The sequence below is a fragment of the Flavobacterium sp. genome (assembly GCF_027484205.1).
Lineage (GTDB): Bacteria > Bacteroidota > Bacteroidia > Flavobacteriales > Flavobacteriaceae > Flavobacterium.
In genome coordinates this window covers 14,585-30,754 of record NZ_JAIXUB010000001.1, presented here as the reverse complement: position 1 = coordinate 30,754, position 16,170 = coordinate 14,585, and the positions used below count along the sequence as shown (strand labels likewise).

Sequence of the window (16,170 nt, the reverse complement as noted above, 5' to 3'; positions counted from 1 at the left end):
TATTTTTACTTCCAAAATTCATTTAATCGAATTGATTTTTTGGTATGCTTATCGTAAAAAAAGAATTGCAACCATTCATATATCCAAACTCTTTTTCCTATTCGAGTGTACCAACTCATTGCTTTTCTGATTTTTTTATCTCTATGAAGAAACAATCGCATTACAGCTTTTGGTCGTGATTGCATGATTACTTCAATTAATTTTACATATAAAATGATTTGCCAAGGGTTCAATTTAGTTTTTAAAATTTGATGTTTGTAATCCCATTTACGTTGATCTAATTGTATTATTTCTTTTTCTTTTACATCTTCAAAATAAGGTGTCCATTTATGTGGTGTAACATATAGCAATTGAATTTGATCTGGATCATAATGTAATAATTGTTTTAATGAATTTATAAAATCTTTAGTTGTTTCTTCACCAAATCCAACAACATAAGTAGCCATTGAAAGGATGTCATTTTTTCTTAAAATTTGAATTGCTTCTTTGTCCATTGTGGTTGAACCAGCTTTTTTGATAGTTTCTAAAACCGTTTCATCATAGTTTTCTATTCCTAATAAAAATCGTTCAAAACCAGCTTTTTTATATAAATGCATTATGTCTGCATCACGAACAATATTGTCTGCTCTTAGCGAACCTACTAGAGTTAAATCTAGATTTTTAGCAATTAAAGCTTCTAAAAATTCTTGCCATGCTTTTTTATAAGTTGCCGGATTTTCATCTGCAAAATTTATAACCTCTACTCCATATTCTTTGTGAAGCATTTCAATTTCATCGGCTAGTTTTTGAGGATTTCGATGACGCCATTTTTTCCAAAACAAACTTTGGCCACAATAACTACAAGGATAAGGACAACCACGTGAGAATTGTATAACAACTGCTTTTCGTTTTCCCCAATAGGTATAATTATATCCTTTCATTAATTCCCAACCAATTCTATAATTTTCTAAATCTTTAATTGTTGGTGCTATTGGTGTTTTTATTATTTCTGAATTATTTTTATAAGCAATACCTCTCACAGAATTTAAATCAGAATTTGTTTCTAAACTATTAATTAAATCAAGTATAACTTGCTCACCTTCACCACAAACAATATAATCTATTTGCGGATTTTCTTCAAGAATTTCTTTCCAATGATAGGTTGGGAAAACACCACCAATAATGATTCTAAACGAGTTATTTTCTTCTTTTATAAGATTTGTAATTTCATTAATAATTGGTTGTGCTGAGGTTGAACCTGAATGACCAAGTAAAATGAAATCTGGATTATATCTTATTGTTTCATCTACAATTTTTAAATGCTTCATGTTACTATAATCAGCATCTAAAAGTTTAACTTCATGTCCAATATCTATAAGTGGACCAGCAATTGAAAGTAATCCCAAAGGAGGCAAATGTTCATTAGGCATTCTACTTCCGATGGATAAGTGAGGTGGATTTATGATTAGTATTTTCATTTAATTTATATTTATTTTTTCTAAAACGATTTTTAAATACACAAAAGCGATTGGAATGTTGGCTAAAAGAATTAGTATTTTAATAGTAAAATAGTCTTGATGATTTCTTTGTGTTAGTAATAAATACAAAAGTTGCAAGAGCATTAATAGATTTACTAAAATTGCGATTATTACATACAAAACTCCAATAAAAAGTAGGTGTCCATTTGGAAATAATAATTGAATAATGAGAAGTATGGTTCCAATGATGAACGAACCAATGGCTAGTTGTGTTGAGAAAATACCTGTTGCATTTTCATATTGTTTTTTGGTCATAATTTTAGTTATTTGATTTTAACTTGATATATATAAGGTTTACAATTGTAATTAGTGTGCCTAATCCAAGAGTGAATAACCAGGTTTCATTCTCGAATAGACAATTGAATATGGATTCAATTAAAAAAAATGGATTGGTAATTATATCCCAACTATTAAAACGAAGAAAACGTCCTAAATAAATTCCAAAGGCGCATAAAAAACTTATTGTTATTATAAAAAGTGTCGATTCTTTTTTAGTGTAGAAAAAGTCAATTTGTTGATGAATTGTCGATATTGATAACATTCCAAAGTAAAAACCTGCTATTGTAAAACTTGAAAGTAGTATGAAATCAAAGCAAAATTGAATCAGATTGTTATGGTTTAAATGCACAAAATCAGTAATGAGGTAAAAGGTGTTAGGAAGAAAAAGTAACCATAATAAAATCAAAAACAGATTTTGGAAATTATATTTTTTTATACTTAAATCAATTTTTATGAAATTAGATATTATATAAGGAATAACCGCTAGAACTAAATTCCAAATAAGAAATAAAAGATAAAATGAATGGGTAATTTTTACACGAATTAAAAGTAAAACTAAGGCAATAATTGAACTAAAAATTAAAAAATTGTTTTGCTTTTTGTTTAATACATAAAGTGAAAATAAATTGTTCATAGTTACTTAATATTAAAGGTTGATTGAATTGTTTTAACAGGAATGGATAACATTTTATAAAAATTTAAATCATGAAATTGATGTGCATCTTTGCCGCGTTTGTAATTGTGAATAAAGTGTTTCATATGAGTAGGATAGAAGACAGTTCCAATGCAGATTACCATAAATAAGTAGGCACTTTTTTTACCATTTCCCAATAAAAAGTATTGCATTGCAATTTCATCTACAACAGTAACTCCAGTATTTGTAAGTACATGAATTACATCATGATCTTCTAGTTTTGGTTGCATTTCAAAATTGTATTTTAGTAGAAAACAACCCAAATGAAATCCTAAACTATCTTCTTTATAAGTGATTAATTCTTTTGGGGTTACATTCCAAGCAATTCCTTTTTTGATGAATTTTTGATAAGGTTTTTTGGTTAATTCGTACATTTTTTCAATTAGTAAATCTTTCATTTTTTGTATAATAAATAGTTTTATGTTTTTTCAAATTTTCCAATCTTGATAAGGTTTTCTTTATGTTGCTTTGGTAGGATTATAGATTTTATTAAATGGTCTAATCTTATTTTTTTGCTTGATTTATAAAGTTTTAGGATTGTAATTGTTGGGAAATTAGAAGTTTGAAAAAGTTGGACGTGGACAACCTTCGGAACTAATATTTGTTGGATTTGAATCAAAATGAAATAGCGAAAACTTCCTAAATGTTTTTTGTATTGTTGAAATAAATGAATAGTGAATTTTCCTTTTTGTAAATCGTTTTCTAAATGTACGTTTCTGTCAACAATCCATTCGTTGAAAGTAGTTGGTAAGTCTTTCAAGTCCATTCTTGATCCTAATCGATAGAAAACATCAAAAATTTCCTCCTTTTCAGTGATTTGTAATTTTCTTTCTAATAATTCAAACGAGCGAATCGAATAATCTATAAGCATATAAAGTACATCTCTATAAGCCCAATCTGGAATGGATTTACCGCGACTTTTTTCAACTCCTTGATGAATTTGAGTTATTGAATCAATGGTAGCTAAAGCCAAATCATTTTCAGAAAAAACAATCTTCTGAGCATATTCAACAGTTGAAAATAATCGTTCCAACGGATTTGCTGGAATTTTACCCGTAAAGTACAACCAATCTACTGCTTTGTTTAAAGCAAATTCGGCTGCTGAACCCGCAAAAATTAACAGAACTACATCTGTATTTTTCCAGATTTCTCTAACAATCGATTTCTCGTCAACAAAATAGCTCATGATTTAATTTTATTAGGATTGTGAATTAGAAGAATGGTTAGAATTCCTAGAGTATAAGCTATCATATCAGTCCATGAAAAAGAGTTTCCGAGTAAGATGTTTAGGAATTTGATTTTATCTAAATGAAGAAGTTCCAGAATGTTGATATATTGTAAAAATTCAATCATATAGCTTATTAATAATGATAGGATTGCAATTTTATTCAAATCTGTTTTTAGAAATGTTGCCAATAAGTAAAATACTAGAATTGATGCTAGATAGTCACCAAATATTGGTCGAATGAAATCATCTTTAGCATAAATAGCAATCAATATTTCTATTATTAAGATGCAACAACTGATGATTAGAAATTTTATATTTATATTCTTCATATTTTTAAAAGTACTTTGTATTCCAAAGTATTTGGATAAAAAAATAGTTTTAGCTTTTTGATATTAATTTTTCAAGCGCATCAATATGATCTTTGAACGCTTTTTTTCCTTCTTTGGTTGCAATGTATTTAGTATTAGGTTTTTTTCCGATAAACTGTTTTTCAATAGCAATATAGTTTTCAGATTCTAATGCTTTAGTATGAGAGGCAAGGTTTCCATCAGTTACTCCTAATAGTTCTTTAAGCATATTAAAATCGGCACTTTCGTTGACCATCAATACCGACATGATCCCCAAACGAATTCGGTGATCAAAGGCCTTGTTGATATTTTGTATTATGGTTTTCAAATTTTAATAATTGTCAAATATAGTTATTAACTTGTTAGAATTAGCCAACTGTGATGGAGCAACAACGTTTTCATTCAAAGGAATGTTTTGACCATAGCGTTCCTTCAAAATTGCTTTTACGCGATTATCATCTAAATTGAAAGACTTTAATTTTTCTAAATTGCACAGTTCAATATTGGCACCATTTTTATAAATTTTCCAAACATACTCTGAACAGTAAATGTTTTCGTCAGACCATTGAAAATAAATATCATAATCTTTATTAAATAAGTTTTTTCCATAGGATTTCATCTTTTCTAAAGAAGATTTATCTAAAAGAGTAGAATCTTTTAAACGCATAACAAGATATTTTTTATCGATTCCATGGCTAATCCAATCATTCAATAATGTCTTTTTTACAGGTTGAATTGCTTCATAAACATAGCATTTTCCATTTTCATTAAATATAATGCCACAATGGGAGAATTTTGAGTTGGTTGCAATTCTAACAGCTTCACATTGCTCTGATTGTGAAGATTGAAATATAATATCACCATCATTAAATGATTGTTGTGATTTTGTTTTCCAAAACTTTCCGTTTTCTGACACACTATTTGCACCAACAGAAAACAATAGTGTTAGAAAACACACCAATGAGATTATGATTATTTTTATTGACTTTTTCATAGATTTTAATTTCTATCATATTTAAAATACATAATACTTCCGTAAAGAATATGGCAAACTCCAAACCCTAGTGTCCAAAATAATAAACCATAACCATCATTATATGTTGAAATTAATCCAATAAGTACTAATGTAATTCCAAGATAACGAACGTCTCTAAAGGTATTTTTACTTGCGTTGATGCATCCAAGACCATAAAAAAGCAAAGTCGTAGGAGCGATTAATTCATAGTATTCTTTTTTAACCAATAAAAGTGCAAATATGCCTCCAGTTATTAATGGAATACCAAAGTTTACTAGTAGTTTTTTAGCAGAAACATTCCACAATTTTTCTCCTCGCTTTTTTGCTTTCAAATGACTTAAAATGACACCAGTAATTATAGAAAAAGTAATTACTAGAAAAGCTATAAATAATAATTGCAACGTTATATCTTCATTTGAAGGATAGTAATATGTTTTACCAATGACAATTTTGCTTTTATCAAAATTTGTAAACAATACATTGGCAAAATAAGCTCCAATCAATGCATAAACTCCTGCTAATATTCCTGATAAACCGCTTAAAGATAAAAACTGTGATGATTGTGACATCATTTGTTTGATATCTTTTATATCCTTTAAATAATCTTTTTCTTCCATTTTTAAAGTTCTTTGAAATACAAAGTAAATATATTTTTATCATTGCACCAAATGTTTTTTAAATTATTTTTGTAAAATGAAACCAACAGAGGAATATATACTGAAACAATCGCCTGAATTTCAGGGAATTTTATTTTATGTAATCAGTGTCGTTGAGCAAGAATTACCATCGACTGAACTACTTTTTAAATGGGGTATTCCTTATTTTTATTGGAACAAGAAACCATTTTGTTATCTAGCTCCAAATAAGAAAAAAGGTTTTGTTGATATTGGTTTTGCAAAAGGTTTTCAATTAAAACACAATCAGGAATATTTAATTGGAGAAAACAGAAATACAGTAAAATCATTACGCTATTATAATTTAGATTCTATTCCAGATACTATTTTAAGAGCTGTAATTAATGAAGCAAAATCATTATAAAAAAAGCTCCCGATTTCTCGGAAGCTTTCTTACTTTATTTTAGTATTCTCTGTTAATGTAAATCCAACCTGTTTTTGTTGGTTGATTGTTTTTGAATTGAATTACATAATAGTAAGTTCCATCGGGTAAATCATCACCTTTGTCACTTTGACCTTTCCATTCATCAACATAGTTTGATTTGGCATAAACTTTCATACCATATCTATTGTAAATTTCAAGTTTGTCTACATTTAATAAAGTCAAATCAAACGAATCGTTTAAAGTGTCATTATTAGGTGATATTCCTTTTTGAATTCCACAATAAACATTTGTAACATCAATAGGTTTTGTTGTACTACATCCATCAGCTCTAGTTATAGTTAAATAGAACGTGATTGGTAATGCTTCATTTACCGAAGTTGAAAGTAAATAAGAAGTTACATCAAAAGATTCATCAGTACCAACAACATTTGAGTTGTAAACCCATGAATATGTTGCTGTATTTTCATCATAACCATTTTCAATAGGATTAGCTTGTAGGGTAAAATTATCACCAATACAACCAGATTCAAATTCAAAATCAAATGCACTTTGAACAGTTACAGTGTAAGTTGTTGTTGAAGCACATTGACCAGCATTTGGAGTAAAGGTATAAATACCACTAGTTGTATTGCTAATTACTGATGGACTCCATGTTCCTATGAAACCATTTGATGAAGTTCCTACTAATATTTCAACAGGACCATTTTGACAAATAGTTGTAGCAGTTCCAAATGTAAAGATTGGAAGCGTTAAAGAATTTACCGTGATTGTACCAGATAAAGTTACAGAACTACATCCACCAGAAGTTGTTACAGTGTAATTATAAGTTCCTGCAACTGTTGGTGTTCCTGTAATTGTAAATATTCCAGAATTATACACACCTGTTACACCAGAAGGTAATCCCGAAGCAGTAACATTTGTAGCTCCATTTCCAGTAGTATATCCAATAGTAGTTATTGGAGTGTTAATACAAACAGATTGAATACTACTTCCAGAAGTTAAATTCATAGTAACGTTTGGAGAAACAGTAATTGTTCCATTCAATGTAACCGAACTACAACCACTTGAAGCTGTTACAGAATAATTATAAGTTCCTGCAACAGTTGCTATCCCTGTTATAGTATAAATTCCAGAATTAAATGTGCCAGTAACTCCAGATGGTAAACCTGAAGAAGTAACATTTGTAACTCCACTTCCTGCGGTGTATTCAATAGTAGCAATTGCAGTGTTAATACAAATATTTTGAATATTATTTCCAGAGGTTAAATTCAAAGTTGCGTTTGGAGAAACTGTAATTGTTCCATTTAATGTAACCGAACTGCATCCGCCAGAAGTTGTTACTGTGTAATTATATGTTCCTGAAATTGTTGGCGTTCCTGTTATAGTATAAATTCCAGAATTAAATGTGCCTGTTACACCTAAAGGTAATCCTGAAGAAGTAACATTTGTAGCTCCATTTGCTGTAGTATATTCAATAGTAGCAATGGCAGTATTAACACAAACGGATTGAGTTGAACTTCCAGAAGTTAAATTAATAGTAACATTTGGAGAAACTGTAATTGTTCCATTTAATGTAACCGAACCACAACCACCAGAAGTTGTTACAGAATAATTATAAGTTCCTGAAACAGTTGGTATTCCTGTTATAGTATAAATTCCAGAATTAAATGTGCCAGTAACACCTGATGGTAAACCACTTGAAGTTACATCTGTTACTCCATTTGTTGTAGTATAAATAATACTTGAAATTGGTGTGTTTATACAAACTGTTTGAACATTATTAGCAGAACCTAATTCCATTGTTACATCAGGAAGTATTGTGACAATTCCATTAGCTGAAGAACTTGAACAATTGGTTGTTGTATTTGTAATGATTACGCTATATAAACCACCAACTTGTGTTGTAAATGAATTTACATTTCCAGGATTAGTTGCAGTTGCTGGTACTGTCCAAGAATAATTGTAAGTTCCAGATGTGATAGGAGTTGCAGTTACTGTTGCAGTTCCTGTACTACAAATACTTGAATTATTTACACTTACAGAAGGTAAAGCTGGATCTGTTAGAATAACTAGATTACTTAAGTTTGTTGTACAATTATTTATTGTCATACTAAAGTTAGTATATACGCCAGAGTTTAAGCCAGAAATTACAATATTTCCTGAAGCATCCGATGTGTAACTTGCTGGGGAAGTGACAACTGTATCATCAGAATACGTGATTGAGTACGTTGCATTTGCAGCTAAATTACTAATTGTAACTGTTCCATCTGTTCCACTACATGTGGTTGGATTTGTACTTGATACTGTGGCTGGTGCTTGAATTGTGAAGTTTGCTACATAATAATTTCCACCATTATTTAAAACTAAATTATCAGTACATCCAGTAGTAGTTGTCAAACTACCATTTATATCATAATAAACTTGAATGGTGTAATTTCCGGGAGCAAAAGTTGTTAAATCTAATGGAGGAGTACATCCAGCTTGAGAAACACATTGCCATTTTTGTTGACCTGTTACACAAGTTCCACCTCCAACATTAAAGACACCAGATGTTGTATTACAATCACTATAGAAAGGTAAATTCCATGGAGTGAAAGCACCTGGAGTAGACGATGTAGGGAAAACTCGATAATTCATTCTTGCATCACAAATATTACTTGAACCTGATTTTTGAGTTTTGATTTCTGCACCTCTTAATAATAATGTAGCAGAGTTTTGAACGTGTACACCATAATTAATAGCAAAATTACTTCCATCAGGATTTATTAAATCTGTACCTGCACCATTGGTATTAAAGAATTTACCATCACCAGTTGTAGTACAATCTTGCATCCAAACAGCCGATGCATATATATTCAAATCACAAACATTTACTTGAATTTGCATCGTAGTTGTAGTAGCACATAGTCCACTATTTGGAGTAAAAGTATATGTTGTTGTAGCACTATTATTTAAAGCTGGACTCCATGTTCCAATAACTCCATTATTAGATGTTGTAGGAAGTGCACTCAAAGTTGTTCCAGAACAAATAGGAAGTACCTGAGTGAATGTTGGAACAGTTGGGTTTACAATTGTAATATTTAAAGTCGTTGGAATAGCACATTCTTGACCTACAATTGTTGTATTAGGTGTAAATGTGTAAGTTGTTGTTCCTACAATAGCTGTATTAATTGTCGCAGGATTCCAAGTTCCAGATATTCCATTATTTGAAGTTAAAGGCAATGTTGGAGCAACATTATTTTGACAAATTGGTGAAATTGCTGTAAATGTTGGTGTAACAATTGGATTAAAGGTAACGATTCCTGAACCACTTGCTGTTGCACTTGTAGAAGTACTTGTAATAACAACACTATAATTTCCGCCTGTAGTTGTAGTAAAGGAAGCAACATTTCCAGGATTTGTTACACCTGCAGGAACTGTCCAGACATAATTGTATGTGCCAGCTGTATTTGGTGTAGCAGTAACTGTTGCTGTTGTACCTTGACACTGTATTGGACTATTCACAGACACTGTTAATGATGGAGGTGTTATTGGAGGACAAGGAATAAATACTTTCATCGCATAAGATAAATAGGCATGCGTCAGGTTATTTGTTACCGAATAATCTAATGAAAAACTTGTTACAGGAGTTGTACTCATAAACCAATTTCCATATTCACCATTACCACTTACATCTGATGTTGCAACAGCTCCAGTTGTAGTAGTCAATAAATTTGCCGACGTTGTAGATGTAAATGTTACACCAACAAAATTAAATGTATCATTCCATCCAAAATCACCTAAATCAATATCCGCCATAGTGTATCTTGAGATAATTACAGGAGTTGAAAAAGTAAAGGTCAAATCTTGTGAAGGTGGATTTGATGTTGGACCAAAAGTTTCAAAAGTAGTAGTACCTGAAGTATCTAAATTCACAGGATTTCCAATTGGATTAATAGTTGGTGTATTTCCTGTTCCTGTAAAAGTTGCAGTAACAGTTCCTCCAGGATAAGTTCCAATTAATGTGTTTCCTGGTCCATCTGCCCAAACTATATACGCACCATCTTCATTATTATAAACTCTAGTCCAATCACTTGTTGCTGATCCACCGCAAACACTTCTAATAAAGTATTCATTACAACAATTTGGTGTTAGTCCTGTAATAGTATACGGACTTGAAGATACAGTTATCCATCCGGTTGATGAAGCTGTTGGATTTGGTGTTCCACAAGGTTGAACTAAAATTTGCCAAGATGTGGCGCTTCCTGCTTCTATCCAATTCAATTGTGTTGAATCAGTTATTACAGGTGTTGATGTAAATCCTAATGGTTTTGGACATGATACTGGAGGAGCACATGTAATATTTGATGACCAACCAGAACTAACATTAGTACCATTTGAAATAAAAACAAAGTATAGACAACCATTAGCAGCTGATGATGTTATAGAATCAGGTAGTGTGGTTCCAGAAAAAGAACCAATTAATGGTGCTGAAGCACTATTACCATTATAAACAGAAAGGACATCGAAACCTTCTTCTGTACTAAAACTTGTAAAAGTAATTGTTACTTTATCTCCTGTATTGGTTGGACATATTAACGTAGCAATATTTGAATTATTAGAATAGTTTGATAATAAACCAGGGTCAAAATAATTTCCACCACAAACAGGAGGTGCTAATTGTGTAGTTACATTTGCACCAACAGACCAGTTACTGAAATCGTTTCCGGCACATACTGCTCTTACATAAACTGTGTAACAAGTATTTGGTGTTAATCCAGTAATTAAAATAGGATTTGTAGTTGCAGCTATGCCTGATGTTCCTGTTGCTCCGTTTGTTGGAGCAGGTGAACCACATGGAAGTGCAATATATTCAAAGTTAGTTGCAGTACTATTATTTGTAAAACTTAATGTAGTAGAGTTTGAAGTTGTAGTTGAAAATGACAATGCTGTTGGACGAGGACATGTTGGTGCAGGTGCACAAACTATGTTTGCAACCCAACCACTAGAAACTACACTACCATCAGTTGTGAAAACAAAAGTTAAACATCCACCTGGCGCTGAAGATGTAATTTCACCAGGAGAATTTGTCCCTCCAAAAGTGCCAATTAAAGGAGCAGATGTGCTATTTCCATCATAAATACTTAAGAAATCACAACAACCTTCTGTTGAAAATGATGTGAAAGTAACAGTTACTAAATCGGTAGCATTTGTAGGACAGATAACAGTTGTTCCAGTAGCCGCAGTAATATTATTTGCATAATTTCCAATTCCACCTGGATCTAAGAATGTTCCTCCACAAACTGGTGGAGCGACTAATGTAGTTACGTTAATTCCAACAGACCAATTACTGTTGTCATTTCCTGCACATATTGCTCTAACATAAATTGTATAGCAGGTTGCAGGAGTTAAACCAGTAATAACAATTGGATTAGTTCCAAAAGCAATTCCGGATGTTCCAGTTGTGCCATTTGTTGGTGCTGGTGAGCCACATGGTAAAGCAATATACTCAAAACTTGTGGCTGTACTATTATTCGTAAAACTGACTGTTGTTGAGTTTGATGTTGTTGCCGATGCTACTAATGCTGTAGGTCTAGGACACGTTGGCGGTGGAGCACAAGTTACATTGGCAACCCAACCACTAGAAACCACACTACTATCAGTCGTAAATACAAATGTTAAACATCCTCCAGGCACTGTAGATGTAATTTCACCAGGAGAATTTGTTCCTCCAAATGTACCAATTAAAGGTGCAGACGAACTACTTCCATTATAAATACTTAAGAAATCACAACAACCCTCTGTTGAAAATGATGTGAAAGTAACAGTTACTAAATCGGTAGCATTTACTGGACAGATTACTGTTGTTCCAGTAGCCGCAGTAATACTATTTGCATAGTTTCCAGTTCCACCCGGATCTAAGAATGTTCCTCCACAAACTGGTGGAGCGACTAGCGTTGTAATTGTTCTTGGTCCAGTCCAAGTACTTGTAGATGTTGAACAATTACTTCTAATATAGATGTCATAACAAGTTAATGGTGTTAATCCTGTTAGTACAAACGGATTTGAAGATGCATTTGTAAATCCTGTTGATGCTGCTGTTGGCGCAGGCGAACCACACGGTAAAGCTAAAATTTGCCAACTTGTAGCCGTTCCCATTTCATTCCAAGATAAATTCACGGAGTTGTGAAGTACATTTGAAGAAGACAATGCAATAGGACTTGGACAAGCTACAGGTGGAGCACAAGTTACATTTGACATCCAACCCGTTGATGTTGTTGTTCCATTACTTCTAAATCTAAAAGTCAAGCATCCATCAGGACTTGAAGAAGTTATTGTTCCTGGACTAACCGTTCCCCAAAAAGAACCAGCTAAACCACCTGGAACTGCTCCTGCAGGATTTCCACTAGATATTAGAGGAGAAGTAATTGAATTTCCGTTAAAGATATACAATCCGTCATTGTTAGCTTGTGTATTAAATGCTGTAAAAGTTACTGTAACTACATCACCCACATTTACAGGACAAATTGTTACAACTGAATCAGCATTATTTACATAATTTCCTGTAATACCACCAGAATCAACAAAATTTCCACCACAAACCGGTGGTGCAACTTGCGTTGTAATATTAACACCAACTGACCAATCACTATAGTCACTACCATCACAAACGGCTCTAACATAAAGTGTGTAACAAGTATTAGGAGTTAAACCAGTAATTACAATTGGGTTTGATGTTGTACCAGTTCCTACAGTTCCAGTAGCACCATTTGTTGGAGCAGGCGAACCACATGGAACAGCTAAATATTCAAAATTAGTAGCCGAACTATTATTTGTGAAAGCTAAAGTTCCAGAATTTGAAGTTATAGCTGATGTAGCTAATGCTGTAGGTTTTGGACAAGTTGGAGGAGGAGCACAAGTTACGTTGGCAACCCAACCACTAGAAACCACACTACTATCAGTCGTAAAAACAAAAGTTAAACATCCGCCAGGCACAGTTGATGTAATTATTCCTGGAGAATTTGTTCCTCCAAATGTACCTATTAAAGGTGCTGAAGAGCTACTTCCATTATAAATACTTAAGAAATCACAACAACCCTCTGTTGAAAATGATGTGAAAGTAACAGTTACTAAATCGGTAGCATTTACAGGACAGATTACTGTTGTTCCAGTAGTCGCGGTAATATTATTTGCATAGTTTCCAGTTCCACCAGGATCTAAGAATGTTCCTCCACAAACTGGTGGAGCGACTAGCGTTGTAATTGTTCTTGGTCCACTCCAAGTACTTGTAGATGTTGAACAATTACTTCTAATATAGATGTCATAACAAGTTAATGGCGTTAATCCGGTTAGTATAAACGGATTTGAAGATGCAGTTATAAATCCTATTGATGCTGCTGTTGGCGCAGGTGAACCACAAGGTAAAGCTAAAATTTGCCAACTTGTAGCCGTTCCCATTTCATTCCAAGATAAATTCACGGAGTTGTGAAGTAGATTTGAAGAAGACAATGCAATAGGACTTGGACAAGCTACAGGTGGCGCACAAGTTACATTTGAAGCCCAACCCGTTGCCGTTGTTGTTCCATTACTTCTAAATCTAAATGTCAAACATCCATCAGAACTTGAAGAAGTTATTGTTCCCGGACTAACCGTTCCCCAAAATGCACCAGCTAAACCACCAGGAACTGCTCCTGCAGGATTTCCACTAGATATTAGAGGAGAAGTAATTGAGTTTCCATTAAAGATATACAATCCGTCATTGTTAGCTTGTGTATTAAATGCTGTAAAAGTTACTGTAACTACATCACCCACATTTACTGGACAAATGGTTACAACTGAATCAGCATTATTTGCATAATTTCCTGTAATACCACCTGAATCAACAAAATTTCCACCACAAACTGGAGGAGCAACTAGTGTTGTAATATTAACACCAACAGACCAATCACTATAGTCACTTCCAGCACATACTGCTCTCACATAAAGTGTGTAACATGTGTTTGGAGTTAAACCAGTAATTACAATTGGGTTTGATGTTGTTGCAATTCCCACAGTTCCTGTAGCACCATTTGTTGGAGCAGGCGAACCACATGGAACAGCTAAATATTCAAAATTAGTAGCCGAACTATTATTTGTGAAAGCTAAAGTTCCAGAATTTGAAGTTATGGCTGATGTTGCTAATGCTGTAGGTTTTGGACATGTTGGAGGAGGAGCACAAGTTACATTGGCAACCCAACCACTAGATACGACACTACCATCAGTTGTGAAAACAAAAGTTAAACATCCGCCAGGTACAGTTGATGTAATTATTCCTGGAGAGGTCGTACCTGAAAAAGTCCCAATTAATGGAGCAGATGAACTATTACCATTATATATACTTAAAAAGTCACAACAACCTTCAGTAGAGAAAGAGGTGAAAGTAACTGTTACTAAATCGGTTGCATTTACCGGGCAAATTGTTGTTGTTCCAGTAGCGGCAGTAATATTATCTGCATAATTACCTGTTCCACCTGGATCTAGATAGTTTCCTCCACAAACAGGCGGTGCTGTTGTTGTTGAAAATGTTGTTGGTCCAACCCATTCACTTGGAATATTATCTAGACATATCGCTCTAACATAATATTTATAAGCAGTATTTGGTGTTAAGCCTGTTGCAACATATGGCAAAGTTCCATTATAAACGATACCAACTCCTGTTGGAGTAGCTGTTGCAGGAATAACCTCAATTTCCCATGATGTAGCACCACTTGGATTTGCCCATGATAAAGAAGCTTGATTAAATAAAACTCCAGTTGCAACTAAACCAGTTGGATTCAAACATTGTTCAGAGACTCTAACATTGTCTAAAAGCCATCTATCACCACTTATTCCTGTTGTGGTTTGCGTATATTTCATTACAAAGGCAACATAAACTTGAGTTCCAATCATAGAAGCTGGAAATGAAATAACTTTTTCTGTATAAATATTGTATGCATTTTGAACACCATTCATATCCAATGTTAATTGGTCTTCATTATATTCTGCGAGTTGAGTTGTGTAAGCAGCAGGGTTTGTTTGAGTTGCTGTTGATGGAGCAACTTTTACTTGATAAAGTGTGCCTGTATTTCCGGTTGAAAAAGTTCTAGCAAAAAATCGGAGTTGACCATTTGCAGGAACGGTTACTAATGGAGTTGCTAAATAATCTTCAGAAGTGTTTCCAAGTCCAATATTTTCTCGATTGATATAAGCAGCATTTGTACCTGCATAAACTAAAGGTGGAGAGGCAACGCCATTATTAATTCCCCATCGTTGGGTTAATCCAACTCCGTTATCAAAAACGGCCCAATTACCTGTTCCTAAAGACCAGTTTGTCGATGGTAATACATCTGGACCTGTAGTACTTTCAAATCCTTCTGTTCCTGGAATTGGAAATTGTGCAAATCCATTTAATGATAATAATAATGTTAAAATAAAAATAATCTTTTTCATAATTTGAAATTTTCGGCTATTTAATGTTATAAATGTAACAATATTTTTTCTTTTTGGTAGTGTTAAAATTTGTTATTTCTTACAAATTATTTCATAAATAGACGAACTACTTATTTCATAGATGAAGTGCACTTAAAAACAAAAAGAGACTGAATTTCAGTCTCTTTAAAATTTTATAATTGTTTTTTTAATATATTTTATAATCCGTTGGGTGCAATTATTATTATATAGCCAATTTTATAGAAAATGTCACACTGAGCTTGTCGAAGTGCTTCAAAAAAGTTCTTTACTTCGTCCCCAATTGCCAAAATTGATAATTTTTATTTCTTGTGTGTGTTTCTGTAGCCAATCCGATAGCGCGGATTTGCAATCCTTACTGACTTTGCTCTTTAATACTTTTAATAAACTTATGATTAATAAAATATAATAAATTCCTCAAAGTTAGTAGATATTTGCGGAGCTGGTACTTTGTTTTAAATTAGATTTTGGAACTCTTATCGAAGCTGAGTTATTATTTTTATATAACTTAAAAAGCTAATATCTATTTTTAAAATTCTTTAAATAGGTAGTATGTTAAACCAATT

General features: G+C 32.6%; 11 protein-coding genes. 1 reads left to right on the top strand and 10 read right to left on the bottom strand.

Annotated features, from left to right (window positions below):
* Window positions 1-5 precede the first annotated feature (5 nt).
* The 9 genes from bchE to Q0049_RS00050 are packed head-to-tail and all read right to left on the bottom strand — an operon-like array spanning window position 6 to window position 5,697.
* The gene (bchE, locus tag Q0049_RS00085; RefSeq protein ID WP_298114985.1) at window positions 6-1,457 is read right to left on the bottom strand and encodes a magnesium-protoporphyrin IX monomethyl ester anaerobic oxidative cyclase; all 1,452 of its coding nucleotides are present in this window, start codon (window positions 1,455-1,457) and stop codon (window positions 6-8) included.
* The gene (locus Q0049_RS00080) at window positions 1,458-1,772 is read right to left on the bottom strand and encodes a hypothetical protein (RefSeq protein ID WP_298114981.1); all 315 of its coding nucleotides are present in this window, start codon (window positions 1,770-1,772) and stop codon (window positions 1,458-1,460) included.
* A 4-nt stretch (window positions 1,773-1,776) separates the two neighbouring features.
* Complete coding sequence (locus tag Q0049_RS16615; protein WP_367178925.1) at window positions 1,777-2,430, bottom strand: DUF1361 domain-containing protein; 654 nt, start codon at window positions 2,428-2,430, stop codon at window positions 1,777-1,779.
* Window positions 2,431-2,432: 2 nt separating this feature from the next.
* Window positions 2,433-2,888 (bottom strand): hypothetical protein, encoded by a 456-nt coding sequence (locus Q0049_RS00075; RefSeq protein WP_298114978.1) that lies wholly within the window; start codon window positions 2,886-2,888, stop codon window positions 2,433-2,435.
* 20 nt (window positions 2,889-2,908) lie between these two features.
* Complete coding sequence (locus Q0049_RS00070; RefSeq protein WP_298114976.1) at window positions 2,909-3,676, bottom strand: oxygenase MpaB family protein; 768 nt, start codon at window positions 3,674-3,676, stop codon at window positions 2,909-2,911.
* Complete coding sequence (locus Q0049_RS00065) at window positions 3,673-4,047, bottom strand: DUF2809 domain-containing protein (protein WP_298114973.1); 375 nt, start codon at window positions 4,045-4,047, stop codon at window positions 3,673-3,675. The genes Q0049_RS00070 and Q0049_RS00065 overlap by 4 nt, the downstream gene beginning before the upstream one ends.
* A 49-nt stretch (window positions 4,048-4,096) precedes the next feature.
* Window positions 4,097-4,393 (bottom strand): transcriptional regulator, encoded by a 297-nt coding sequence (locus Q0049_RS00060; protein ID WP_298114971.1) that lies wholly within the window; start codon window positions 4,391-4,393, stop codon window positions 4,097-4,099.
* A 3-nt stretch (window positions 4,394-4,396) separates the two neighbouring features.
* The gene (locus Q0049_RS00055; protein WP_298114969.1) at window positions 4,397-5,059 is read right to left on the bottom strand and encodes a YiiX family permuted papain-like enzyme; all 663 of its coding nucleotides are present in this window, start codon (window positions 5,057-5,059) and stop codon (window positions 4,397-4,399) included.
* 5 nt (window positions 5,060-5,064) lie between these two features.
* Window positions 5,065-5,697, bottom strand: a complete 633-nt coding sequence (locus Q0049_RS00050) for a hypothetical protein (RefSeq protein ID WP_298114967.1) — start codon at window positions 5,695-5,697, stop codon at window positions 5,065-5,067.
* 76 nt (window positions 5,698-5,773) lie between these two features.
* On the opposite strand from Q0049_RS00050, the gene Q0049_RS00045 reads away from it, so the two are divergent.
* Window positions 5,774-6,118 (top strand): DUF1801 domain-containing protein, encoded by a 345-nt coding sequence (locus tag Q0049_RS00045; protein ID WP_298114965.1) that lies wholly within the window; start codon window positions 5,774-5,776, stop codon window positions 6,116-6,118.
* 39 nt (window positions 6,119-6,157) lie between these two features.
* Here Q0049_RS00045 and Q0049_RS00040 read toward each other — a convergent pair whose 3' ends face one another.
* Window positions 6,158-15,586, bottom strand: coding sequence for a CUB domain-containing protein (locus Q0049_RS00040; RefSeq protein WP_298114963.1), 9,429 nt, complete (start codon window positions 15,584-15,586; stop codon window positions 6,158-6,160).
* Window positions 15,587-16,170 lie beyond the last annotated feature (584 nt).